The sequence below is a fragment of the Achromobacter sp. 01N37 genome, assembly GCF_056399725.1.
Genome location: NZ_JBFTRX010000020.1, coordinates 75,981 through 96,341 on the forward strand (window position 1 = coordinate 75,981; position 20,361 = coordinate 96,341).

Sequence of the window (20,361 nt, forward strand, 5' to 3'; positions counted from 1 at the left end):
GCTACTTGGTGACCACGAGGACGCCGGCCGTGTCCTTGTTGGAGGACGCCGTCTTGTCCCAGTTGGCGGAAGTCCCCAGAGCCGTATCGTTGGGGGATTTCCCGCCGTTGGCTTGGTCCCAGCTGTAGCCGGCCAGGCCGACGTTGTAGGTCCATTCCGCCTGGTAGATGCGCGAAATGTTCTCGTTGCCGACTTGGTCCACCATCACCGCATTGAAATCGCCGTTGTCCTGCACCAGGCCCGCTCCAGGGACCAAGCCCAGCGTGTTGTACGTGATCTCATCCTCGCCCGCGACCGGATTGATCAGCGGGTCGGCATCGGTCACCACGAAGATGCGGCCGAACGGGTCACGCATGACGTTCACGGTGCCGTAGGTGAACAGACGTTCAGCGTTCGACAGCGCGTTGTCGTATAGATTGGTCAGCACAGTGGAATGCAGGACCCAGGCCGCGAGTGCGCCCGATCGATCCCCGAACTTGCCGGCGCCTTGGTTCAGCACGCGCCAGTTGGGGCCGGCGTCCGTCCCGTCATGCACGATGGCGGGGTTGCCCTTCAGCGCCGCCACCAGCGTGCGAATCACGGCGTTGAGCATGTCCTGCAGCTTGGCCTTGGCCAACTGCTCGCCAATTTTCAGCGCGGCCAGCGTCGGATTCTCTTGAATCCACAAGTACTGCTGCGGCTCAAACTCGATCGGCGGCGTGCCGGCCGCGACCTTGACCGCAGTGTTGGCCAACTGCTCCAGGCGCTTGGGCGGCACCGCGCCGTTGCCGTAGGCGTCGCGGCGACGCACCAGGCCGCCGATCTGCTTGAACATCGACTCGATGCTGAAATCGCCCTTATTCGCGCCCGAGGCCAGCACCAGCACACCGCCGGACGCCTCGTTGAATTTGTTGACTTCCTGGTCCACCAGCTCCGTGATGGTCGTGGAAACCTGCTTGTTGAATACCACCAAATCGAAAGGCATGCTTTCGCTCCCTATTGTTTACCAACCTTGTCCAGGTAGGCCACGCGCTCGGCGTCGGTCTTGCAATCAGCAAGCGATCCTGCGGCGTGGCGCCCACCACCGTTTCCATTTGCACCGCTACTGCCACCCGAAGCGCCAGAGCTCTTCAGAATGTGGTCCTTGTGCGGGTACTGCTCGATGAGATAGTCCAAGGCCTCGTCGAACTCGGCGATTTCGCCCGGGCGCGAACGGCTGAAAATCTTGTTGCCGTCTTGCCCATAGGCCACGACCTTGCCGTCTTCGACCTTGAACGCTGACCCGAACCGCGCCTGCACCAGATCCGCCGGCACGGCCAGCTTTTCTGCGATCACCTGCGAGCGCGCGAAGCTGCCGCCGATCATGTGGCTGGCCAGGTTCTGGTTTGCCTGCACGAGCTGGGCGCGGGCCTCGTCGATCTGCGCTTGGAAGCCCTTGCTGACTTCGGACTTGACCTTCTCGACTTCGCCGGCATCCACCAGCTTTTTGTCATCCAAGTTCTTGACCGTTTCCAGCGCCTTCACCGCGGCGGCCGGATCTTCGATGCCCTTGAAAGCATCCAGCCGACCTTCAGCGGCTACCGCGCGTTCCCGGTGCGATTTCGCCTCGCCGTTCAAGCGGCTAATGGTCTGCACGGTCCCGGCCGCATCGAACGCGACCTCTTTACCGTCGTCCTGCACATAGACAGGCTTACCGTCTTGAACCACCACGTGGCCGTTCTCATCGAGCTTCAATTTCATGGTCATCCAACCTTGTCCAATGGGCCATCCGGCCCGAAACACCGCCTTGCATCCGCGCCGCGGCCAAAAGAAAGGGCCGTGGCGCAACAGCGCACCACGGCCCTACGTCACGCGCCCCGATGTTTAACGGGGAGCAGAAACCTCGTACTTCGCCCGGAGCCTATCAAGCGTCAGCGGGTTGCCTTGCATGTCCAGCAGATCGGTCAGGGTGAGCTTGCCCTCCTTCCACAATTCCAGCCGCCCTGGCCCGAAGTACTGCCGCTTGAACTTATCCGACTTGCGGGACAGCCATTGTTCAAAGGTTGGCCCACGGCTGAAGGTGCCATCGACGCCCGGCAGCGCCGCGCCGACGCCGGTCTGCAGCGGCTCCGGCACCAGAATGCAGCGGCAGCCAGGATGACGGGGCGGCCCGCCCTGCAGCGGCGTCAGGTGCCCCACCGGTTCGCCGGCCAACGTGAACAGCTTCCCGTCCAAACCACCACACACCATGCAGGTCTTGCTGTCGAAACGAGCTGACCAGCGATAGCCAGACAGCACGTCCCCGGCACTGCGCAACAGCGCCTGCTGTGCTTGGCCAGCGACCGCCAGTGTTACGCCCTCCGTCAGCGTCTTGGCCGTTTTGGCAGCCCGTCGAATCAGCCCAGGCGTGTCTGGGCTGCCCACCACCCTGGTCACCAGCGCCTGCGCCGTCGCTTTCGGGTCCAGCGAGGCGATTCGCACCTCGCGGGCGATCGCACGCTGCAGCGCGGCGCCTTGGTTCTCCCAGACTTCCCTCGGCGTCGCCCCTGCGAATACCGCATCCGCAATCTCGAACGCGGCGGCCCGCCGTCGGCTGCCCACGGCCTGCGCCGTGGCGTGCTGGACAACATCAGCGAACGTCGCAAGCACGGTCAACTGCTGTTCCGCTATCGCGGTGTGCGCCTTGCCGGTCGCTGCCTCGACGGCTACAAGCAGCCTATTAATCGCCGCCGGACTCGCTTGCGCGATGTCGACCGCGCCAATAAGCCGGCGCAACTCCCTCGCCAGTTTGCGCAGCTGCGCCTGCGCTTCGACGTCCAATCCTGCCGCCACGCGCAGCGCATCCAGCATTAATTCGGTTGCGGCGTCGTCCAGCTTGTCGCGCTTATCAGCCATGCGTCACCCCTACAGCCGTGGCTGGGAGCGCAAGCGCTCCTGCTCCGTTTCCCAGTTCACGCCGTCGGCCACCAAGCTGCGGCGTTTGGCCTCCTCAAAGAGAGTCTGATCGGAAAGGTTGCCGGCGCCGTTCATGGTGATCAGCGTGGCCATGGACTGATCCGGGGTCGAATCCAAGTCGAAGTCCTTATTGATCTCGACCGATCCACCGTCGCCCAGCTTCTGCCAGTCAGCCATGAATTGCAGGACCTGGTCGATCGCATCTTCCAGACCCTGCGCCATATTGCCCAGCGCGCTTTTCTCAGTGACCGAGTCGTCAGCCGCTTGTTGCACGGTCTTGGTGAACTGGGCATCTTTGCGGCGCAGCTTGGCACCCGCCTCGGACATCTGGCGTTCCAGGGCGTCCAAAGAGTCCCGTCCTACCTTGACGCTCTCAGCAGAGCCCTGCACCACGCCCATCTGTGCACCGGTCGGCAGGCCGATGACGGAATCTGCCGACGCCTGCAGTGGCTTGGGCTTCCCGTCTGGTCCCGTCTCGACATCGGCGCCCGCCGTCCACAGGAGCCTTACACGCGCAAAGCGCACGGACGTGTCTTGATCGGATTGCTCTTGCCAATGCTTGACGTTCAAGTGCGCGACCTCGCGCAGCGGGGGCTTTGCAGTCAATAGCCCGGTTCGTCCGGTGTAAAGCGTCACCAGCGGAATCTCCGCCACGGACATCGGGCCTTCGTCATGCACGAACCAGGCGCCGTCCTTACCCGAGCAACGCCACACCTGATAACTGCCCCGCCGTAAAACCCGGATCTGCTTGACGAGCTTTGTCCCAAATTCGCCGTCGTCTTCCTCCACCGATTCGACCAGGCGGGCCAAGGTCAGCTTCGGAACACCATCAATTTTCCCGAAGCGCCATCCGATCAACTGCCTGGCAGAATAGACCGTGCAATATGGCCTGGCACCGAGAGCCTTCTCGGCAGCGGCCGTGCGCGCACCCTGAACACGCGGATAGTCCACTAACACATGGGCCATGCCATAGGCCAATGCTCGGTAAAACCAGGTGGCGGCGAAGACCGTCAGGTTGCTGCCTTGCAAGTCAATGTTCGTGGCCTGCTCTTGAATCGTGGAGGGCACATCGTCGCCCACCACCACCGGTCGTGCAAAGACGTGCCCGGACAGGTTGCTTACGGTCTCCGAGAACGCCGGGAACAATGTGGCGGTCGCCAGGCGCTCCTTGTAGCTCGCCTCGCACTCGAGAGGGAAGCGAGGCATATAGGTCGCGCCAGCGTCGCGCATGGCCACGGTCCCACCCAGCAGAGCGTCGACCAGGTCCCAGTCGTCTGTCATGGCGCTGTACGCGGCCAGCGGCGTCGAAACATCACTCATAGGATCATCTCAAGACAGATTGCGTAGCCACACGGCTTTGGATCGGATAGCGCGACACGATGAAATACCCGCCGGCGTCGTTGGGGTGGTCATATCCGGCCTTCTTGTCGGGCGCACCGTCATCGCCGTAGATCTGACGTTCCAGCGCCTGCGTGAAGAGCGGGCAGCGATCGGTATTGACCAGGAGCCGGCGTTCGCCGACGGTATTGCAGAGCATCGCATTCACACTATTCACGCGGTCCCGGACCGCCGGATTCGCGGCGTCCACGCGGACCGTGAAACCTGCTTTGCGCAGCAGCGAGATATCGGATTCGCTGGCCTTGCTGGTCTTTCGGTTGTCACCCGAGGCATCCGGGTACACCACCAAGCTGAAGCCCGGATATTTCTCATGCAGCTTCTCGATCATGGCCGGCGTATCGAAGACCTTCATCGTTTCGTCCACGGCCACGGGCAATCCGCCGCGCACAACGAAGGTGACGGCCGCCATCTTCCCGACGTTGAAGTCCATGCCGATGTGCAGCACCTCGCCAGGGCGAATAACCGCGTCCGTATGGTTCGCCCGCCGGTCAAAGCAGTAGTACACGACGCCGGCGTAGTTTTCGAAGCTGGCCTCGTATTCCTGACGGAACGTGCGCGGGTCCATCTTGCGCCGCGCGGATTCAATTTCGTCAGACGGCACATTGCCGCCTTCCAAGGAGGTGTACAGCCAACTTTTGTGATCCGGCTGGCGCCCATCCTGCCCATCCCGGTAGGTGTCATAGCAGTGGTTGAAGCCCTTGGGCGTGCCGATGCGCAGCGCGTGTCCGCCGACGCGTTGGGCGCCGTCGACCACATATCGGCAGGTCGACAGCATCGGCCGGAGAACTTCTTCCCACGCCGCGTACTTGCAGTCGGCCCACTCATCGACCAAGACAAAGAACAGGCCAGAGCCGCGCAGATCGTCATAGTTCTCCAGGCCCACACAGCGAATCAGATGCCCCGTGGTCAGGGTGATCAGCATGTCCGTTTCATTGGGCTTGCAGGCCCGCCAGCCGGCCGGGATCGCTTGCTTCAACCGACGCCAGAACACTCGGCGGGCCTGCTTCTGCGTCGGGGCGGCGTACCAGATCTCGTCCTCGACACTTACGCCCCACTTCACCGCCAGGCGTGCTGCCCGGCGCATCTCGGCTTTGCCGAGGAAGGTCTTGCCGAATCGACGGCCGCACACTGCATCCCTGAAGCGCGCATTCGGCTGCCAGCCCCACACATAGATGTTTGCCTGCTTGGGCGTCAGCGACGCAGGCGCATCAAAGGACGGGGTTGCCTGGCGCGGGCTCGTCGGGAGCAAGGACATATTCAGCTTGCTCCGGGATCTGGGTACTGGCAGTCGCCGGATTCACCGGTTCCATGCGTCGGTTCACGTATGCGTCGCCGACCTCCTTCGCGGCCTGTTCAAGGACCTGTAGGACCATGGCCATGTTGCGCATGCTTTCTGCCTTGGTCGCAATGCGCTGCAGCGTCCGCAGGCGATAGGCGCGATGCGCGATGGGGATCTCCCCTGCACTTTTCTTCAAGTTCTCGCGGGTCGCAAAGAAAAGCTCGCGCCATTTCTTTGCCAAGCTTCTGCCTGCCACCTTGGTTGGGTCGTACTGCGCCACCTGGCCACGGGGCACATCTACCCCAAATTCTTCGCGCAAGGCTTCGGCGGCCTGAGTGGGCGAATCCCAACAGGCCAGAGCCTGGACGATGAAGTGCTTGTGAGTGTCCGTCAGTTTTGCCATGACCCAGGTCCTAAAGCGAATGGGCTGGCCTGCCGTTAAGTGATATTTACAACACTGGACTTCACGATGAGCACAATTCCACCGCCAGCGACGATTTCGTCCGATCCATTCACCGCACTCACTCCGGCGGGCCAGAAGCGCGCGATATTCTCTTGCTTTGGTACGGCCTTTCTGGTGTCGGCTGCATCCATATGGTTTGCATTGGGAAGCATGGGGGGAATCGACGAGATGGTTTGCTTAGCCGCATACTTAGGTAGCTTCGTTTCGATCACCTCACGACTTCTGGACCATGCGGCATTCACGATGAATATTCACGCGCGGCGCGAAACAAATTGGTGGGATGGCGCCTATCTCGCCACGAGAATATCCATCGGGGGTGCGCTGGGCATCGCAGCTGCGTATACGACGATGGCTATTCAGGCTGGTCTGGGAACAACTGCTCATGCGCCGCTGTTGCCCGTAGTGGCCGCCTTTGCAGCGGCATACGCGTTCAAAGCTCAGCCGGTAACACTCAAGTAGGGTCACGCGGCACGTATGCAACAACCACAAGCCCGGGCAATGTCCAATCGCGGCACACTCGGCGCGGCGCCAGCTGATGCAACCAGGCGCAGCACGTCCGACGACGGGCCGTAGCGGGCCACCACCCCCACGAACTCCTCGACGTCGTGCCCAACAATGCGCAGCTTCGGCCGCCCTTCCTTATCAAAGGCGGGCGCGCCATATGCGTCCTTGCTCTGCCCGATGTGATACAGCTCGTGCTCGACCAGTGCACAAAATTCTGCGTCGGTGCACCCGGCGCAGTAGTCCGCCGCCAGCGTTATCAGAAAGGCCGGCACACGGCCGAACCACTCCACCATCTGCTGCTCCTGGCGCGCCTTCTGCCACCCGCCCGCCCGGAGCATGACCTGTTCGGCTTGGCCAAGCACAGTACGGCCTGCCTTCTCAAAGGCGCTCGGCGCCCATAGGAACGCCAGATCTGCGTCAACCAGGTGGGCGTGGTCAGGGTTGTAGAGGGCGCCACCTCTTGCAAAGATCGTTTCCTCAACCCACTCCAGCAGCTCGGGTGCGGGACAGAAACCACCACGGCTATCCGGCCGCGAGGCAGGTCGAGGACGTTCGTTTTTGGTTGAAGCCATCTATTCCGCCGATCACTCGCACACGCCGAACGTTGTTGCCCAGAACAATAACTTGCCGGAATCAGCGGTCCGGAATACAAGTACTGTCATCCGGCCAACCTCGGCCACTTTCAGTCCCGTCACACCAGCCCAGCATGGATGCCCTGTGAAAGACATTGACCTTGCCGCATTGCAGATTGCGTGCCGGAACTTGGCGAGAGGAGCCCTATGGTCAGAACAGGGCACACCTGAGATCGCCGTGGCGGAGCTTGCCGGCGCATTCATGCGCATTGCTTCTGCGCAGGCCGCCGACGTGATCGAATTCGGCCGAGATCCCAACATAACTACACGCGCGATCAGATATCTGACCTATACCCATGTCGCTCCGATTGGAATCGATGCCAAATGGTGGTTCTCGGAGATGCTTGCTTGCCTTCTCGAACTGGCCGTTCCATCGATGATCCACGCGCCCGAATCCAGTGCATTCCTACTCGATGTGCAAGAAGGGATCGCTCAATCGATGGACCCGGGCGCGGGCTAGAGGCCCTGACCTAAAACAGTCCAGCCGGAGCGGCGGCCACATCCCAACTGAAGATCAGGATCTCGCCCCGCTCCACGCCACGTCCACCGCCCACCGTGTAGCGAATGTCAGTCGCTTCGATGTGGAAACCATCGAATGCGCGGCGGATATCCGGGTGGTCGTTCAGGCTGACAATGGCGCGGCCCTGCAGCTTGCGCATGCGCGCCGCCATGTCTTCGTATTGTTCGAATCCAAACTGCACGCCGTAGCCTTCGGTCGCCCAATACGGCGGGTCCATGTAGAAGAACGTATGCGGCCTGTCGTACATTTCCAGGCACTTCTGCCAAGGCAGGTTCTCAATGTAGGCCCCGGCCAGGCGCAGATGCGCCATCGACAGGTTTTCTTCAAGCCGCAGCAGGTTCAGGCCCGGCGGCGCCGTCGTGGCGGTTCCGAAGGTCTGCCCGTCCACCTTGCCGCCGAAGGCGTTCTGCTGGAGGTAGAAGAACCGGGCGGCGCGTTGGATATCGGTAAGCGTCTCCGGCCTGGTGATCTGAAGCCACTTGAACACGTCGCGGCTGGTGAGCGCCCATTTGAACTGCCGGACAAATTCCTCCAGGTGGTGCTGGACCACGCGATAAAGGTTCACCAGCTCGCCGTTGACGTCATTCAGCACCTCAACCTTGGCCGGCGTCGGCCGCAGAAAGAAAAGCGCAGCGCCTCCCGCAAAGGGCTCAACGTAGCAGTCGTGTACAGGGAAAAACGGGAAAATGCGATCGGCTAGGCGACGCTTGCCGCCCAGCCAAGGAATGATTGGGGATGCCATTGGTTCGTGAGGATGTGTTACCGTTGCCCCCGCCTGTACAGGTGGGACGGCCTCGGGTCGCTCACGGCCTAACCCGTGGGTCGGCTGTCGGTCAGAGGGTTGCCGCCCTTTGGCCGTCGCCGTCTTCTTAATTCGTTGCTGAATCAATCAACCGCCAGCGGTGAAGCGCGTCATGATTGAAGCTCTCTGGACCGTGAAGTTTGGCCGATATGGCGTTCAAGAAGGCGCCGGCATCATGGTGCTCGACGCCGGCCGAATCTTCGGTGGTGACAGTAGCGTGTCATTCGTTGGCACCTACACCGTCCAAGACGAAAAGCTGACGGCGAAGGTCCACGTCAAGCGGCACTCGCGGTTCTCAGTCAATATTTTTGAGATCGACGAATTCGACCTGGTCATCACAGGTGTCGCAGAGGCCAAGCAGTTGCGTCTTCTCGGTGAAGTCGCCGGTCAGCCGGGCGCCGTGGTTCAGATCCTAGCAACGCGCGACTCTGAATTACCGTAAGTTCCAAACGCAAAACGCCCCGGTTTTTGGCCGGGGCGTTTATTTAGAACGTACTTACTACGAGTATGGCCAAATTTTGACCTTTCTGTCCGGAGATGTCAAGTGGAGGCTAACCAGCGGAATGCCGCCTTTCGGCCGCCAAGGGGTCGGGTCCGACGCCTGCTCGAGAGGGCGCACCGCCACTGATGCACTGGTAATACGGACCGTGACAAAAGCACCATTTGGCCGCCGCGCCCAGCCGGTGCATACTGCTTTCTCCATGGGCCCTGGTTTACAGGCATGGCCAAGCCTGACTCGCAACGGCGGTAGCGGACCATTGCAGGAGTACTCATGAACATACCGAGTTTTATCCGCGAGCATCGCGATGACCTAATTGATGATTGGATCCGATACGCCAGGAAGCTTCAGCCCACGGCAGGGAATTTGTCAGAAGATCAACTTCGCAACTCCGGCTCTGAAATCCTGATGGCGATAGCCGTCAATATGGAGCGAACTCAAAACGAAGCGCAGCAAACGGCGAAGTCCTTTGGCACGAAGTCAGAAGGAGACGCTGGCTTCGATTTCGTTTCCGTTCTGCACGCTGACGACAGACGCGCGCAGGGATTTGGGCTGAACGATGTGGTTGCCGAGTTCCGTGCACTTCGCGCGAGCGTTCTGCGCAAGTGGGAGGCCGTCGGCAATACAGATCGAGAGTCATTTCAAGAGATGATTCGCTTCAATGAAGCGATCGATCAGGCGCTCAGCGAATCGGTACAGCAGTACACCAAAAGGGTAGAGCGAGCGCGCGATCTATTTGCTGGCGTGCTCGCGCACGACCTGCGCGCACCGATGGCCGTGATGCAGTACGCAACAGAAATTTTGCTACGTGACGATACGATTTCACCTACGGGTGTGCGTGCGTCTGCGACCGTGCAACGATCAGTACTACGCATGCGCGCGATGGTTGACGATTTGTTGATCTTTACACGTGCGCGCTTGGGTGTGATCCAGGCCACAAGCCTCACGTCGCTATCGATGCATACGCTGTGCAGCTCGGCGATTGAGGAAGCGCGGGTGCTCTTCCCCGAAGCAGTCATCACGCTGAACTGTCGCGGCAATCCTTTAGGAACGTGGGACGCCGGTCAGATGGGGCAACTATTGTCGAATTTACTCTCCAATGCAGCCCGTTATGGGGATGGCACCATCAACCTCAGTATTGAGGACCAAGGGGAGTGGCTCGAGTTTACAGTTTCAAACGGAGGAGAACCGCTTCCTTCCAGCGCCCTACCTACCCTCTTTGACCCATTGACCCGTGCGACGCCTTACCCGGAGCGCCGAACCTCGGCGGCTGGCCTCGGACTGGGCTTATTCATCTGTAAGAGCATCATTAACGCTCATCAGGGCACGATTAGCGTCGAATCGACTGCTCAGCAAACGACGTTCACCGTCCGTATTCCTCGCCATCCAAAATGAAAAGCTGCGGCACCTGACGCCAACCTATACGCCGCGCGTGCCGCGCCGCCACGGCGGTGCAGAGTCTTGAAGAGACCGTGGGAATGGGGTTTGCTGACCGTCGCAGCAGGGTTGCGGCGTATTAAAGCCGTGCCCGAAATCAATCAACCCTTTTCCACCTCAACCCAAGTCAGACATATGACTGATGACCAGACATGTGCGCGAGCTGGAACACCACCTGTACTTGTAGTGGACGACGACCCGGACGCCCGTTGGCTGTTGGCTGCGCTACTGGCGGAGGAAGGGTACGCCGTAAGTGAGGCCAGCAATGCTGATGACGCATTGCGGTGCCTTGAGGAGCAACCGGACATCCAAGCGGTGCTTACAGATATCCAGATGCCAGGGTCGATAGACGGTTTCGAATTGGCGATGCGTCTAACTAGGGAATCGCCAGAGATTGCTGTCCTACTTACATCGGGACGCGAACATCCAGCAGCGAATGCACTGCCCTCAGGGGTGAAGTTCTTATTGAAACCTTGGGCGCCTGCAGAGATGCTTGACCAGTTGAAAATGCTCCTAAGCGGGAAACGAGGTGCGGCGTGAACCAGGTGCGCTGCCGCTTCGGGTCGAACGCAGCGGCTCAGACCCGAACTCACGAATTCAGGCGGGAGTTGCGACAGCGCTGGCCACAATGCCGGCATCGGCCATCACCACTTCCAGCCTGCTGATAGCCGCCTCTCGCTCTGGCTCAATCAATCGGCGATAGGCCTGCAAAACGTCATGCAACGTCGATTTCGGCACATCGAACCGATCAGACAAATCCCGAATCCGTGGACGGCCTCGCAGCATCCGGCAGACCAACATATCTGTCACCAGACGCTCCCTGCCCTCGCCCACCGGGTTTAGCCATTCCGATACCTTGCGCGCGCTCTCGGCCCCCTCCAGCCCCGTCGCATGCTGCGCCCGCAGCAGATGGAAGCCGATGCTATCGCCCAAAGTGCGCTCCATGAGCTTTACGATAAACACGGCCTGCGCGTGCCATTCATGCGGCGACAGGCCGGATAACTCCCTACGCTCATACGTTGCATCGAACCGGTCCCGCAATGCCTCGCAGATCAGCTGCGTCGGGTTCTTCGGCTCGATCGGGTAAGCCAGCATCAGGTAGGCCACGGCGATCGCATGCTCGGGGCAGGAGAACGTTCCGGCTTCACGGCGCATTTTTCTTCACTCCCTGCGCGGGTTCCATGTCCAGCACGGTCAGAACCACTGCCACGCCCGGCACCAATCCGTAAATCTTGCGCTTGCTGGCCTGGACCACCTGGGCGTCATCGCGATACGCGACCCCGTTGCAGCCGTCCTTGATGGCCTTCTCGACGTTGTCAGCGTCCGGCTTCACAGTGGGCGCGATCTCGCCAGCGGCCGCGCGGCGCTGCCGCACGCCCGACCAGGACTGTGGGATGGGCAGGATTATGTCCAGGTCCATGCGTATAGGCCCCGTATAGGCCTCGCGCCCCGCCATAGCCTGGGCCGCGACCAGCTTGACCAGGCTTTCATAGGCCACTGTCGCCTCTGGCGTGTAGTGCCGCGTGAAAACGCGGGTGGCGCCCGACTTGGCATCGCGACCTATACGCGAGCTGGATTTCGAGCGGCCTTTGCCATGCGGTACGCCGGGCACCGTAAACGTGATCTGGTTCGACATCATGCTCCCTCGCTGCGCACGTCGCGCAGCCATTCGATACGCGCGGCCGTCTTGGCCGCTGGCGCTGGTTGGTGGTCCCGGCATTGCCGAGGGAATTGCGGGCTGACGAAGGTGCCCGGGCGGTCTGTCATGGCGGCGCAGCGGCCAAGCCCGAGCTGGGCAAACTTTGGGGCTTCGCGCAGCGTGAACAGGACGCAGCCGACGCACTGGACGGTGGCGGTCATATGTGGACCCCGAGATCTGCGCGAGCGCGGGCTTTGTCGTCTTCAGTCAGGCCCGCAGCGGCGATCACCTTGGCCTTGAACGAGGGGAACGGTTCGCCCTGCTCCTGCACGATGCCCAGTTCGGCGCCCTTCGCTTCCAGGCCTGACGCGGTGGTGAGCCAGGCCAGCGGGTCGGACTTCGAAACAGCCGGGCGTGTGCCATTGACGGCGCTGGTGGCCTGGGGCGGGTTCAGCACCTTGACGACGAAGATGTCCAGGAAGCCAGGCGTAATCGGGCCGGCGTCGCCGGAGGCTTCGCGGTCCAACACGGCCAGGTCATAGGCTTCGGCCAGCTGCAGGCCGGTGACGCCGGCTTTGATCCAGACCGCGATTCGCGGGTCATTGCTCTGCGTACCGCGGGGCTGCTTGCCCCGGGCCTGCTCCCTGCGACGCAGCCAGACAGCAACCGCCATGGCCAGTTCTTCGGCGGTCTTCTCGCCGTCGAGCGGCGGCGGCGCAGGGTCGTCTTCGTGCGCGGGCGTGTGCGCGAGAAACGCCGCCGCTGCTTCTTCTTTTATATATGTCCCTGTCCCTGTCCCTGTCTTAGCCGTGACACCCGCGTGACTTTCTTCGTGACTTCCTATTGATGTCACAGTGACACCTTTGTGACCCGCCGTGACGGTTAGAGTGATCCCGCGTGACGCCGCCACCTCGCGCAGATGTGACGTCGTCGTGCCCTTCGCGGGCAGAATTACCCCGATTTCACGCAGCGCCGCAAACAACAGCTTTCGGTCTTCCCGCTCTTCACGCTTGCGGTCGTTGTCGCCTTCCTTCGCGGCCTGGTGCTCCTCACGCCGGCGCATGGCCTCGATGGCCTTCTCGGCGATGACGGGGTGATACAGGCGACCGTCGCTACATTTCACGAAGCCGCGGAGCGCCATGTCCCTGACCTTGCGCCACGCCGACAAATCCTTACCCGCCAGATGCGCCAAGATGCGGTCGTCATCCGGCAACGACGCGGCCGGCTCCTGATTCCAGCTCTTGCACCACAAGCGCAAGGCCGTTTTGAACTCCTCCCCCGTCGAGAGCGCCATCATGTCGCTATCAAGCAAACGCTCGGTATCCAGGGGCATGAACGGTAGGCCTCGGAGATTGCAGTCGGCTGGGGTGAACGGCTCTGGGCCGCCTTGATGTTTCGTCATCATTGCCGTCCAATGGCCCAGTCGAGCAACCGAAGCGCCGAATAGCCGTGCACATCATCCCCACCCACCTGACCCAATCCAGCCACCAATCCTTCGGGCTGCTGTATCCAGCGCACATGCTGCAAAAGCTGGGTTGGGAGGTGGAGCAGTTGCGGGCGCTTGAAGACCACCTCGACATCCGATGCGTGTACCAATCGATTAATTGCGCTCTGTCGGCCTGGCACATGACGGACTGGGTGTTCCAGTTCATGACCGAAGCGCAAAGAGAGAAGTACACGCCGCAGTCGGCCGAGTCGCTCCTCTTCAAGATTGCCGCCGCTACGCCGGACACGTCGAAGTGGTTCAAGTTGCGCGGAGACCTTATGCAGGCTCAACTGAAAATTTTTCGCACACGTGCCCAACAGGCCTCGCCGGCTGTACGCATATGCCGGTACATTGCGGACGCGTCGAAGCACAGGTATCTGACCTCGAACCCCGATCCCAAACTGCACGCGACGGTCATCAACTGGCAGCCAGAAGAAAGCGGGAAATGGACGCTGCCGCTCGTGATTGACCACGGGAAGGAATACCGCATGCCCCAGTTGATGGCTTCCGCACATCGCTTTTGGTCGAGGTATGTCAATTGGCAGACGCGAGCGTCCGAGAAGAAATAGCGTCTTCGATATCATTACAGCCCCCCGGCGACTGCCAACGCCGTGGCGATAGGTCTCACCCAAATTGGCGACGCGGACAGCTGGAACGATTCGCCCGCGCGCGAAAGCAGGATGGCTTGGCCAATGACCTCGCCCATGGCCTTCGCCGCCTTTCGCGGCACGGCGTTGCCGATGCGTTCGCGGTGCGCGCTATCGGCGGTACCGTCCATCCGGAAAACTTCGCCGCGCTCTTCCGCCTCGGCATAGTCGTCCGGGTCGTAAAGGCTCTGCAAGGCGGCCAGCTCCAGGGTGGTGAAAGGCCGGTGCCAGGTGCCATCGAGGGACAGGATGCGGCAGGCCAGCTTATCGTCGGCTGCCGGCAGCAGTCGCGGATCTGCAACGGACCAAGCGCCGTTATCGTGGCAAGCTGACGCCGACACGGCGCCGATGTTCCGATCCCAGGCGGCCACTCCATAGTGCCCGGCTGTCAGGTAGTGATCGCCGCGTTCTCGGGCCAAGCCCGGGCGCGGATCGGCAACCGCGAAGGCGCCCTGTCCGGTCGTGCTGCCCGATATGACCGTTCGGCTGGCGCCGTCCCATTCCGTCACCGCGTACTTACTGTGCCCGCCGCCGCCGCGCGGGTCTGCAACGCAAAGCCCACCGCTTCCGAAGCGCGCGCCCGTCACAGTCTTGGCGGCTTCTTCAAAGGCTGTGACCGCCAGCTTGTTCCCGTGGGCACCTTCCGGCCACCCCGTGCGAGGGTCGGCCACGCACTGACCGGTACCGTGCGCGCTGGTCACGGCGCGCGCGGTTTCGTTGAACGGCACAATCCGAAATTCGTTGCTGTGCTTGGCCGGTCCGGCATGGCGCGGATCAGCAACGCTGAAAACGCCCTGGCCCGGCGATTTCACGCCAATTACAGCTCCGGCCGTGTCTTCCATGCGCAGGACGCCGAACTGGGTGTACTGCGCGGCACCAGCTGCTGCGCGCGGGTCGGCGACCGAGAATGCTCCATTGAGCGGATAGCTCCGACCGGCAACGACTCCCGCGGTGTCGCCCATACTATGAACGCCCAGCGCGCCGCGGTGCATTTCCGGCACGATGAGGTAGTCCCGCAGATGGCCGTCCTCGATCGCCAACCGGTTTAAGCTGCGCCAGTCGCTGCCCGCCTCAACGAAGGCCAACCGCACCCAGGTTTTCCAGCTCAGATTCGGGATGCGATGCATCGGGCCCTGCGAAAGAAGGCCGGAAAAGCCTTTGCAGGGTGCGGACAGGAACACGATATTTGGGCGGCGACCGCCAGCTGCTGCACGCACATCCTCGGGCAGCGCTTCGACCCAATCGGCAGGCGGCTCATGCCCATGAAAGGCAACGTACTGGTCGCGGCTGAACAGATCGCGCACCGTGCAGCGCACACCCGTGAAGCGGTAGAAATCTTCGGCACCCGCGGGATCTACGTCCATCCCGCCCACGCAAACCATGCGGCCCTGCAGCCCCGGAATGGCGGGCGCCGCATCTTGCATCCCGGCCGCCCCACTACCGGCGCCAGCGAACAGGTGAAAGTGATTGATGTCGGCCTGGATCATGACGGGTCCGCTTCTTTGGTAGGGATCTGCATGCCTGCGGCAGTCATCTGCCGCTCAACCGTCGCGCGCGCTTGGCGCAACGCCACGATTGATTCCGAAGTCTCGCGGTGCGCCTGGATCAGCTCGTCCTTCGTGGCCTGCCCGTCCAACAGTGCGGCCAACGCGGCGCTGGCTTCAGCCTGCTCACGCAAGACGTTGGCCAACTGCGCGACGCACAAGGTTTCGGCGCCTTCGGTTGCCAGAGTGCGCACGGCCAAGTTGAGCGGGCGCAACAGATCGTCGACGCAATGCCGGCGCCGGTCGTGCGGCATGGCCACCAGCACAGAGGGCAAGAAGTTGGCTGGCAAGAGATTGCTGTCCTTGCTCTCATCGTCCAGCCAGCGCGATACCCGGTCGGCATTTGCCTTCATGCGGGCAAACGTGTCACCGGTGGGCGGCTCAAAGCGGATGCCGGTCACGGCCGGGCCATTCAGGCCTTCATGTGCCTTGACGATGGCGTCGACCATCGTTTCCCTGGACCAGTCGAGGGACTTGCGCCAGGCCGATGTGTGATCGCGCAGAATGGCGATCAAGGACTTGTGCGATTCATGTCGCATGCGTTAAATACTCCGGACAGTTACATTCCAACCAGACGAGCAGACCGAGGGGTGCACGATGGGAATGAAGACGGACGACGGCGCAGCCCAGGCCACGCTGGCGCTGCTGAAAATTGCCAAAGGAATTGCCGACACGGTGGTGGGCGACGCTGACCAGGCGACTGTGCGCGCGGTGTTCGACCGGCTCTGCTTGGAGACAGACTGCCGCGCGGATCTGGAGGCCCAGCCAGCCGGAACTGCCTCGGTTCATTAGGGCGTAAGGTCGCACGCAGGAGCTGCTAGGCATTGAAGTCGCGCGCGTGTCTGAGCTGCGTGCAGCTGGTGGTGCAGCGCAAGCGCGCGAGTGCAGTTCACGCATAGCCACCGTCCCCGTCGCAGTTCCCACACACAGCAGAAGCGCGATAGCCTGAAGCCCCCATTTTTTTATCTCCAGAGGGACCGACAATCGGGAAAAGATTTGGAAACTTCAATCGGACACTGGGTGGAATGCCCCGCCGCTTCCAATTGCTTACCCGCTGGACGGCGCCGCGAACCTCACGAATGCCCATAAGCTCGGCGACCGAAGTCGGACCGCCCAGATCGTCAATGAGGGTGGCGTCAGGATGCAAATCGGTTTCCATAGAGGCTCCAGTTTGGGTGGATTAAACACCATGTTTACACGAAGGGTCAACACGGTGTGTACCCACTCASTATGGTCGGCCGCGAAAATCAGGGACATGAAAGCCCTGCATGTCCAAATGGAACGCCTCTACAAGGCGGCAAGAGAATCTGGTCGCTTGTCTGGTGAAGCTGATCAGACTGAAATGGCGCGCCTCCTCAATGTGGCGCCCCAGAATGTCAACAATTGGGAAAAGCGCGGTCCATCCAAAGAAGCGCTGCTCGACGCACAAGCTTCATTTGGGGTGAACGCCACCTGGGTGTTAAACGGCAGCGGTCCAATGTTTGTGGGCGGCGCAGCTGCACCGGGTGTCGAGTGGCCGTTTCGACGGCTGGACATAAGACGGCTACAGCGCCTCGATGCTGAAGATCGCGCGTATGTTGAAGGCAAGCTGGAGGCCGTCGTAGAAGCGGTCGAAGCGAGAATCCAAGCCGAGAAAAGCGACAGCGACGAGCGTGCGGCCTAAGCCGCCATCTCCCCGTCTCATCTGGTCGGATGGTGTTTTCCTGGACAGCATCTGAAGTGAAAGCCGCATAGCCAGAACGTTGCCGCTTGCGTCTGCACACGCCTGGAGGTCCCGCCCTACCCCGCCATATCAGGCCGCAAAGCAACTCAACCCGCCGATCACAGAACCGCCGCAAACTCGCGGCTATTTTTTCGTTCAAAAATAAACACCATGTTGATTTTAAAATAAACATGATGTTTAATCTCCCCATCGGCCATCCGGGCCGGCGAGTTCCAAAGGGAGATGGACGTGCAGACACGAGCAATTACGCCGCGCCACAGCGTCGCGGTTTTCACGCCAAGCCAAGCGAACCCCAAACACGGTGATAGCTCTCCCGTCGTTCCGCTGGCGAATCATGAACCGACCGACGCCGACCTCCTGAGCGTCATCTTCGACCTGTTCGCCGGCCGCACCCAGCTCGCGTTCGGCGAAGCCATCGACTGGTGGGCCGAAACCCTCCAATGCGATCTCGCTCCCGAAACCGCATCAGGTGTGGCCCTGGTTGCGCTGAGCAAATGGCCCTTCGACCAACGCGCCGGCGCGACTGGCGTGAAAACCCTGCAAGACGAACTGCTGAAGCGCGCGCGCATGCTGATTGAGCGCCCAGCCGTTTCCTGCGTGGAGGCCGCCTGATGCTCGGTTTCTTGATCGTAGGCCTGTTGGCCGCGGGCGCCGCCTTGCGCGACGCAATCGCCGCACGCCGGAAGGCGCGCAAATGATCGCCGCCCTCCTCCTTTGCACCCTCGCCTACTCCATGGCACGCGCCATCGATGCGTTCGCCGCCTATCGCCGCCGCACCGATCCGTGGGGACGCGTATGACCGCCGCCACTCTCTGGGTCCTCCTGGCCTTCCTGCCCGCCACCCACAACCGGCCGCCGGTCATGGTCATTGAGCGGTTCACAACCCAAGCCGAATGTCTCGACGTGCTGGCGGTTTTCCCGTTCGGCACCCGCGTCGATTTCACCTGCATGCCCAGCCGGCAGATCCGCGCCGCCGCGCCCATTCTGGAGTACCACCCGCGATGAACGCCCCAACCCTTCTTCCCGCAAACGAGCTGATCCTGCACGACGCGCTGGATCACATCATGCGCACCGCCCGCGCCAGCTCAACGCAGACCCGTCGCCTGCGCTGGATAGCCAGCCGTGCCGAGGCCGCGCTACTGGGCCGCCCCTTCGTCGTATCCGAGCATGACCAACCCAAGATGGTCAGTGAAGCGGTGCTGCAGGCGAAGAATCACCAATTGCGCCTCGCCAATGCGCGGTTGCGCACTGCATTGGCGCAGGTTGCCGGTGGCGCCACGGGTCATTCTGACCGTGACACCGAACTGGCACAGCTCGCGCAGGCCGCGCTTGATGCCGAGCAGGAGACCCGCGCATGAAGCCCACCCGCAAACTGGTCCGCGCCGACGGCACGGATACCGAATTGCACGGCCCGCACGCGTTGATCGACGTTCGACAGATGCTCGGCGCCGACGACCTTGAAATCGTCAGCCTTGGGCATCGGCAACACGCCATGCTCGTTGACCAATCGGCCGCCACCAAAGGCCTGCGCATCAATGCCACGGCGTCGCATCTTTACGCGTCATCTCGCGGCGAAGCTCGCCCGATCCATGGCGACGTCGTGATCGTGCCGGACACCGACTACGTGAGGGAAGCATGATCGCCCGCCGCCTGCTCGCTATCTGGAGGCGCGCGCGGCGCGCCGGCACTGATCTCGATGCCGTCAGCTACCTCGCGGCCGTTGCCGGTGGCGTGGTTTTCCTTGCGGCCCTGACGGGCGCGCTTGGGCCGACTTTGGACGCCGGAGTGATCCACACGACCCCGGCACAACATCACGCCGCGCGCTGATGGGAGTCGTGCACATGGAACCCAAGACTTTCACCGTTCGCGCCTCCAGCTGGGGCCGCCTGTTCGACTGCGCCCACGCTTGGGAAGCCACGCACATCCTGGGCATGAAGAAGCCCTCAGGCATGCGTGCGCTGCTGGGCACTGCCGTCCACGCCGGTACCGCTGCATATGACCGCGCTCGCCTGGATGGCACGGAATGTTCGCCGGACGATGCCGCCGGTGTGCTGGTGGACGAACTGCATAACCCCGCCTTTGAGGTCGACCGTGCGGCGGACAAACTGTCTATGCGCGACGCTGAACGCATAGCGCTGACGCTGCTGGTGCGCTACTGCGCCGACGTTGCGCCGCGCTTCCACTACATCGACGTGGAGACGCGGCTGGAACCCTTGGCGATCGACTGCGGCAACGGCTTAACCGTGCGCCTGACCGGCACGATGGACCGCGCCCGCGTGGCCGAGGCCGAAGGCGGGATCGTGATCCCCGACGTCAAGACTGGCGCGCGGATCATCGCCGACGGCAAGGCGGTCACCCGCGGCCATGCCGCGCAGACCGGCACGTATCAGCTGATGTACGAGCACACGAAGAACGTCCGCACCGTCGGCGCCCAGATCATCGCCCTTTCCACCGGCGCCACCGCGGAGACCGCCGTCAGCCCGATCTTTGACGCTCGCCGCGTCATGGTCGGCGAAGACGACCGCCCGGGCTTGCTCCAGCACGCCGCCGCCATGTTTCGCACTGGCCTATTTCCCCCGAACCCCTCCAGCGTCCTTTGCAGCGAGAAGTACTGCGCGCGCTGGTCCACCTGCCTTTTCCATCAGTAGGAGCCCGCATGTCCTTGCACCCCGTCAGCCGCGACGTGTTCGTCCGGCGTACTGATCCCGGCGGCAAACGCCCGCCGGTCATCACCCAGCACTTGGCCTGGGACCCGGCCGAGTTCCTGGCCAGCCAGGTCAAGCAGTACGACACCGAGGCGAAGCCCGAAGAGCGGCAGACCATTTCCATCGCCACCGCCGCGGACTACCGCGCCCAACAACAGAAAGGACGCTGA

At 62.0% G+C, this 20,361-nt stretch carries 30 protein-coding genes; 15 read left to right on the plus strand and 15 right to left on the minus strand.

Features of this window, described 5'->3' with window-relative positions:
• Position 1 precedes the first annotated feature (1 nt).
• The 6 genes from AC1DSJ_RS27740 to AC1DSJ_RS27765 all read right to left on the minus strand — a co-directional run bounded on the left by AC1DSJ_RS27740 (position 2) and on the right by AC1DSJ_RS27765 (position 5,993).
• Positions 2-964 carry a major capsid protein gene (locus AC1DSJ_RS27740; RefSeq protein WP_441372560.1) on the minus strand — a complete coding sequence of 321 codons (963 nt, stop codon included), beginning with the start codon at positions 962-964 and terminating at the stop codon, positions 2-4.
• Between the two features lie 11 nt (positions 965-975).
• On the minus strand, positions 976-1,725 hold the full coding sequence (locus AC1DSJ_RS27745) for a DUF6651 domain-containing protein (RefSeq protein WP_441372559.1): 750 nt from the start codon (positions 1,723-1,725) through the stop codon (positions 976-978).
• 117 nt (positions 1,726-1,842) lie between these two features.
• Positions 1,843-2,853: a phage minor head protein gene (locus tag AC1DSJ_RS27750; RefSeq protein ID WP_441372558.1), complete on the minus strand. Its 1,011-nt coding sequence runs from the start codon at positions 2,851-2,853 to the stop codon at positions 1,843-1,845.
• A gap of 9 nt (positions 2,854-2,862) precedes the next feature.
• Positions 2,863-4,233 carry a DUF4055 domain-containing protein gene (locus tag AC1DSJ_RS27755; protein ID WP_441372557.1) on the minus strand — a complete coding sequence of 457 codons (1,371 nt, stop codon included), beginning with the start codon at positions 4,231-4,233 and terminating at the stop codon, positions 2,863-2,865.
• Positions 4,234-4,237: 4 nt separating this feature from the next.
• The gene (locus tag AC1DSJ_RS27760) at positions 4,238-5,566 is read right to left on the minus strand and encodes a phage terminase large subunit family protein (RefSeq protein WP_441372556.1); all 1,329 of its coding nucleotides are present in this window, start codon (positions 5,564-5,566) and stop codon (positions 4,238-4,240) included.
• Positions 5,520-5,993 (minus strand): DUF2280 domain-containing protein, encoded by a 474-nt coding sequence (locus AC1DSJ_RS27765; RefSeq protein WP_441372555.1) that lies wholly within the window; start codon positions 5,991-5,993, stop codon positions 5,520-5,522. Before AC1DSJ_RS27765 ends, AC1DSJ_RS27760 begins: the two co-directional genes overlap by 47 nt.
• A gap of 66 nt (positions 5,994-6,059) precedes the next feature.
• Here AC1DSJ_RS27765 and AC1DSJ_RS27770 point away from each other — a divergent pair, with 66 nt between their 5' ends.
• Entirely contained in the window at positions 6,060-6,512 is a 453-nt protein-coding gene (locus AC1DSJ_RS27770; protein ID WP_441372554.1) for a hypothetical protein, read from the plus strand.
• Between the two features lie 2 nt (positions 6,513-6,514).
• Here the strand turns inward: AC1DSJ_RS27770 and AC1DSJ_RS27775 are convergent, their stop codons facing one another.
• Positions 6,515-7,129 (minus strand): putative metallopeptidase, encoded by a 615-nt coding sequence (locus tag AC1DSJ_RS27775; protein ID WP_441372553.1) that lies wholly within the window; start codon positions 7,127-7,129, stop codon positions 6,515-6,517.
• A 145-nt stretch (positions 7,130-7,274) separates the two neighbouring features.
• Between AC1DSJ_RS27775 and AC1DSJ_RS27780 the strand changes: the two genes are divergently transcribed.
• Positions 7,275-7,649 carry a hypothetical protein gene (locus AC1DSJ_RS27780; protein ID WP_441372552.1) on the plus strand — a complete coding sequence of 125 codons (375 nt, stop codon included), beginning with the start codon at positions 7,275-7,277 and terminating at the stop codon, positions 7,647-7,649.
• A gap of 10 nt (positions 7,650-7,659) precedes the next feature.
• Here the strand turns inward: AC1DSJ_RS27780 and AC1DSJ_RS27785 are convergent, their stop codons facing one another.
• Complete coding sequence (locus tag AC1DSJ_RS27785; protein ID WP_441372551.1) at positions 7,660-8,451, minus strand: DNA adenine methylase; 792 nt, start codon at positions 8,449-8,451, stop codon at positions 7,660-7,662.
• A 172-nt stretch (positions 8,452-8,623) separates the two neighbouring features.
• On the opposite strand from AC1DSJ_RS27785, the gene AC1DSJ_RS27790 reads away from it, so the two are divergent.
• The 3 genes from AC1DSJ_RS27790 to AC1DSJ_RS27800 all read left to right on the plus strand — a co-directional run bounded on the left by AC1DSJ_RS27790 (position 8,624) and on the right by AC1DSJ_RS27800 (position 10,987).
• Positions 8,624-8,953, plus strand: coding sequence for a hypothetical protein (locus AC1DSJ_RS27790; RefSeq protein WP_441372550.1), 330 nt, complete (start codon positions 8,624-8,626; stop codon positions 8,951-8,953).
• Positions 8,954-9,283: 330 nt separating this feature from the next.
• Positions 9,284-10,405: an ATP-binding protein gene (locus AC1DSJ_RS27795; protein WP_441372549.1), complete on the plus strand. Its 1,122-nt coding sequence runs from the start codon at positions 9,284-9,286 to the stop codon at positions 10,403-10,405.
• A gap of 90 nt (positions 10,406-10,495) precedes the next feature.
• The gene (locus AC1DSJ_RS27800; RefSeq protein ID WP_441372548.1) at positions 10,496-10,987 is read left to right on the plus strand and encodes a response regulator; all 492 of its coding nucleotides are present in this window, start codon (positions 10,496-10,498) and stop codon (positions 10,985-10,987) included.
• 57 nt (positions 10,988-11,044) lie between these two features.
• Here AC1DSJ_RS27800 and AC1DSJ_RS27805 read toward each other — a convergent pair whose 3' ends face one another.
• From AC1DSJ_RS27805 to AC1DSJ_RS27820, 4 genes are read right to left on the minus strand one after another with little or no spacing between them, the layout of a single operon-like run.
• A complete protein-coding gene (locus AC1DSJ_RS27805; protein WP_441372547.1) occupies positions 11,045-11,602 on the minus strand; it encodes a hypothetical protein in 558 nt (185 codons plus the stop codon).
• The gene (locus AC1DSJ_RS27810; RefSeq protein ID WP_476760429.1) at positions 11,592-12,086 is read right to left on the minus strand and encodes a RusA family crossover junction endodeoxyribonuclease; all 495 of its coding nucleotides are present in this window, start codon (positions 12,084-12,086) and stop codon (positions 11,592-11,594) included. The genes AC1DSJ_RS27805 and AC1DSJ_RS27810 overlap by 11 nt, the downstream gene beginning before the upstream one ends.
• Entirely contained in the window at positions 12,083-12,307 is a 225-nt protein-coding gene (locus tag AC1DSJ_RS27815; protein WP_441372545.1) for a hypothetical protein, read from the minus strand. The genes AC1DSJ_RS27810 and AC1DSJ_RS27815 overlap by 4 nt, the downstream gene beginning before the upstream one ends.
• Entirely contained in the window at positions 12,304-13,419 is a 1,116-nt protein-coding gene (locus AC1DSJ_RS27820) for a DUF1376 domain-containing protein (protein ID WP_441372544.1), read from the minus strand. The genes AC1DSJ_RS27815 and AC1DSJ_RS27820 overlap by 4 nt, the downstream gene beginning before the upstream one ends.
• Positions 13,420-13,535: 116 nt before the next feature.
• Between AC1DSJ_RS27820 and AC1DSJ_RS27825 the strand changes: the two genes are divergently transcribed.
• Positions 13,536-14,141 carry a hypothetical protein gene (locus AC1DSJ_RS27825; RefSeq protein ID WP_391568670.1) on the plus strand — a complete coding sequence of 202 codons (606 nt, stop codon included), beginning with the start codon at positions 13,536-13,538 and terminating at the stop codon, positions 14,139-14,141.
• 14 nt (positions 14,142-14,155) lie between these two features.
• Here AC1DSJ_RS27825 and AC1DSJ_RS27830 read toward each other — a convergent pair whose 3' ends face one another.
• On the minus strand, positions 14,156-15,706 hold the full coding sequence (locus AC1DSJ_RS27830) for a DNA cytosine methyltransferase (RefSeq protein ID WP_476760430.1): 1,551 nt from the start codon (positions 15,704-15,706) through the stop codon (positions 14,156-14,158).
• Positions 15,703-16,302, minus strand: coding sequence for a hypothetical protein (locus tag AC1DSJ_RS27835; protein ID WP_441372542.1), 600 nt, complete (start codon positions 16,300-16,302; stop codon positions 15,703-15,705). Before AC1DSJ_RS27835 ends, AC1DSJ_RS27830 begins: the two co-directional genes overlap by 4 nt.
• Before the next feature lie 64 nt (positions 16,303-16,366).
• Here AC1DSJ_RS27835 and AC1DSJ_RS27840 point away from each other — a divergent pair, with 64 nt between their 5' ends.
• Complete coding sequence (locus AC1DSJ_RS27840) at positions 16,367-16,555, plus strand: hypothetical protein (RefSeq protein WP_441372541.1); 189 nt, start codon at positions 16,367-16,369, stop codon at positions 16,553-16,555.
• A gap of 97 nt (positions 16,556-16,652) precedes the next feature.
• Here the strand turns inward: AC1DSJ_RS27840 and AC1DSJ_RS27845 are convergent, their stop codons facing one another.
• Positions 16,653-16,922: a hypothetical protein gene (locus AC1DSJ_RS27845; RefSeq protein ID WP_441372540.1), complete on the minus strand. Its 270-nt coding sequence runs from the start codon at positions 16,920-16,922 to the stop codon at positions 16,653-16,655.
• Between the two features lie 96 nt (positions 16,923-17,018).
• Here AC1DSJ_RS27845 and AC1DSJ_RS27850 point away from each other — a divergent pair, with 96 nt between their 5' ends.
• From AC1DSJ_RS27850 to AC1DSJ_RS27885, 8 genes are all read left to right on the plus strand, one after another.
• On the plus strand, positions 17,019-17,426 hold the full coding sequence (locus AC1DSJ_RS27850) for a helix-turn-helix domain-containing protein (RefSeq protein ID WP_441372539.1): 408 nt from the start codon (positions 17,019-17,021) through the stop codon (positions 17,424-17,426).
• A gap of 282 nt (positions 17,427-17,708) precedes the next feature.
• Positions 17,709-18,098, plus strand: a complete 390-nt coding sequence (locus tag AC1DSJ_RS27855; RefSeq protein WP_441372538.1) for a hypothetical protein — start codon at positions 17,709-17,711, stop codon at positions 18,096-18,098.
• Between the two features lie 183 nt (positions 18,099-18,281).
• Positions 18,282-18,491, plus strand: coding sequence for a hypothetical protein (locus tag AC1DSJ_RS27860; RefSeq protein WP_441372537.1), 210 nt, complete (start codon positions 18,282-18,284; stop codon positions 18,489-18,491).
• Positions 18,488-18,844: a hypothetical protein gene (locus AC1DSJ_RS27865; RefSeq protein WP_441372536.1), complete on the plus strand. Its 357-nt coding sequence runs from the start codon at positions 18,488-18,490 to the stop codon at positions 18,842-18,844. The genes AC1DSJ_RS27860 and AC1DSJ_RS27865 overlap by 4 nt, the downstream gene beginning before the upstream one ends.
• The gene (locus AC1DSJ_RS27870) at positions 18,841-19,125 is read left to right on the plus strand and encodes a hypothetical protein (RefSeq protein WP_441372535.1); all 285 of its coding nucleotides are present in this window, start codon (positions 18,841-18,843) and stop codon (positions 19,123-19,125) included. Before AC1DSJ_RS27865 ends, AC1DSJ_RS27870 begins: the two co-directional genes overlap by 4 nt.
• On the plus strand, positions 19,122-19,313 hold the full coding sequence (locus AC1DSJ_RS27875; protein ID WP_441372534.1) for a hypothetical protein: 192 nt from the start codon (positions 19,122-19,124) through the stop codon (positions 19,311-19,313). Before AC1DSJ_RS27870 ends, AC1DSJ_RS27875 begins: the two co-directional genes overlap by 4 nt.
• A gap of 14 nt (positions 19,314-19,327) precedes the next feature.
• The gene (locus AC1DSJ_RS27880; protein WP_441372533.1) at positions 19,328-20,134 is read left to right on the plus strand and encodes a RecB family exonuclease; all 807 of its coding nucleotides are present in this window, start codon (positions 19,328-19,330) and stop codon (positions 20,132-20,134) included.
• An 8-nt stretch (positions 20,135-20,142) separates the two neighbouring features.
• Positions 20,143-20,361, plus strand: coding sequence for a hypothetical protein (locus tag AC1DSJ_RS27885; RefSeq protein ID WP_441372532.1), 219 nt, complete (start codon positions 20,143-20,145; stop codon positions 20,359-20,361).

Excerpts from the sequence above, each read along its gene's own strand:
- AC1DSJ_RS27785 (WP_441372551.1), bottom strand. The coding sequence starts at position 8,451 with ATGGCATCCCCAATCATTCCTTGGCTGGGCGGCAAGCGTCGCCTAGCC.
- AC1DSJ_RS27845 (WP_441372540.1), bottom strand. The coding sequence starts at position 16,922 with ATGGAAACCGATTTGCATCCTGACGCCACCCTCATTGACGATCTGGGC.
- AC1DSJ_RS27775 (WP_441372553.1), bottom strand. The coding sequence starts at position 7,129 with ATGGCTTCAACCAAAAACGAACGTCCTCGACCTGCCTCGCGGCCGGAT.
- AC1DSJ_RS27750 (WP_441372558.1), bottom strand. The coding sequence starts at position 2,853 with ATGGCTGATAAGCGCGACAAGCTGGACGACGCCGCAACCGAATTAATG.
- AC1DSJ_RS27795 (WP_441372549.1), top strand. The coding sequence starts at position 9,284 with ATGAACATACCGAGTTTTATCCGCGAGCATCGCGATGACCTAATTGAT.
- AC1DSJ_RS27815 (WP_441372545.1), bottom strand. The coding sequence starts at position 12,307 with ATGACCGCCACCGTCCAGTGCGTCGGCTGCGTCCTGTTCACGCTGCGC.
- AC1DSJ_RS27840 (WP_441372541.1), top strand. The coding sequence starts at position 16,367 with ATGAAGACGGACGACGGCGCAGCCCAGGCCACGCTGGCGCTGCTGAAA.
- AC1DSJ_RS27855 (WP_441372538.1), top strand. The coding sequence starts at position 17,709 with ATGGACGTGCAGACACGAGCAATTACGCCGCGCCACAGCGTCGCGGTT.
- AC1DSJ_RS27850 (WP_441372539.1), top strand. The coding sequence starts at position 17,019 with ATGAAAGCCCTGCATGTCCAAATGGAACGCCTCTACAAGGCGGCAAGA.
- AC1DSJ_RS27835 (WP_441372542.1), bottom strand. The coding sequence starts at position 16,302 with ATGCGACATGAATCGCACAAGTCCTTGATCGCCATTCTGCGCGATCAC.
- AC1DSJ_RS27820 (WP_441372544.1), bottom strand. The coding sequence starts at position 13,419 with ATGCCCCTGGATACCGAGCGTTTGCTTGATAGCGACATGATGGCGCTC.
- AC1DSJ_RS27755 (WP_441372557.1), bottom strand. The coding sequence starts at position 4,233 with ATGAGTGATGTTTCGACGCCGCTGGCCGCGTACAGCGCCATGACAGAC.
- AC1DSJ_RS27740 (WP_441372560.1), bottom strand. The coding sequence starts at position 964 with ATGCCTTTCGATTTGGTGGTATTCAACAAGCAGGTTTCCACGACCATC.
- AC1DSJ_RS27745 (WP_441372559.1), bottom strand. The coding sequence starts at position 1,725 with ATGACCATGAAATTGAAGCTCGATGAGAACGGCCACGTGGTGGTTCAA.
- AC1DSJ_RS27810 (WP_476760429.1), bottom strand. The coding sequence starts at position 12,086 with ATGATGTCGAACCAGATCACGTTTACGGTGCCCGGCGTACCGCATGGC.
- AC1DSJ_RS27790 (WP_441372550.1), top strand. The coding sequence starts at position 8,624 with ATGATTGAAGCTCTCTGGACCGTGAAGTTTGGCCGATATGGCGTTCAA.
- AC1DSJ_RS27880 (WP_441372533.1), top strand. The coding sequence starts at position 19,328 with ATGGAACCCAAGACTTTCACCGTTCGCGCCTCCAGCTGGGGCCGCCTG.
- AC1DSJ_RS27765 (WP_441372555.1), bottom strand. The coding sequence starts at position 5,993 with ATGGCAAAACTGACGGACACTCACAAGCACTTCATCGTCCAGGCTCTG.
- AC1DSJ_RS27860 (WP_441372537.1), top strand. The coding sequence starts at position 18,282 with ATGACCGCCGCCACTCTCTGGGTCCTCCTGGCCTTCCTGCCCGCCACC.
- AC1DSJ_RS27760 (WP_441372556.1), bottom strand. The coding sequence starts at position 5,566 with ATGTCCTTGCTCCCGACGAGCCCGCGCCAGGCAACCCCGTCCTTTGAT.
- AC1DSJ_RS27770 (WP_441372554.1), top strand. The coding sequence starts at position 6,060 with ATGAGCACAATTCCACCGCCAGCGACGATTTCGTCCGATCCATTCACC.
- AC1DSJ_RS27865 (WP_441372536.1), top strand. The coding sequence starts at position 18,488 with ATGAACGCCCCAACCCTTCTTCCCGCAAACGAGCTGATCCTGCACGAC.
- AC1DSJ_RS27885 (WP_441372532.1), top strand. The coding sequence starts at position 20,143 with ATGTCCTTGCACCCCGTCAGCCGCGACGTGTTCGTCCGGCGTACTGAT.
- AC1DSJ_RS27830 (WP_476760430.1), bottom strand. The coding sequence starts at position 15,706 with ATGATCCAGGCCGACATCAATCACTTTCACCTGTTCGCTGGCGCCGGT.
- AC1DSJ_RS27870 (WP_441372535.1), top strand. The coding sequence starts at position 18,841 with ATGAAGCCCACCCGCAAACTGGTCCGCGCCGACGGCACGGATACCGAA.
- AC1DSJ_RS27805 (WP_441372547.1), bottom strand. The coding sequence starts at position 11,602 with ATGCGCCGTGAAGCCGGAACGTTCTCCTGCCCCGAGCATGCGATCGCC.
- AC1DSJ_RS27875 (WP_441372534.1), top strand. The coding sequence starts at position 19,122 with ATGATCGCCCGCCGCCTGCTCGCTATCTGGAGGCGCGCGCGGCGCGCC.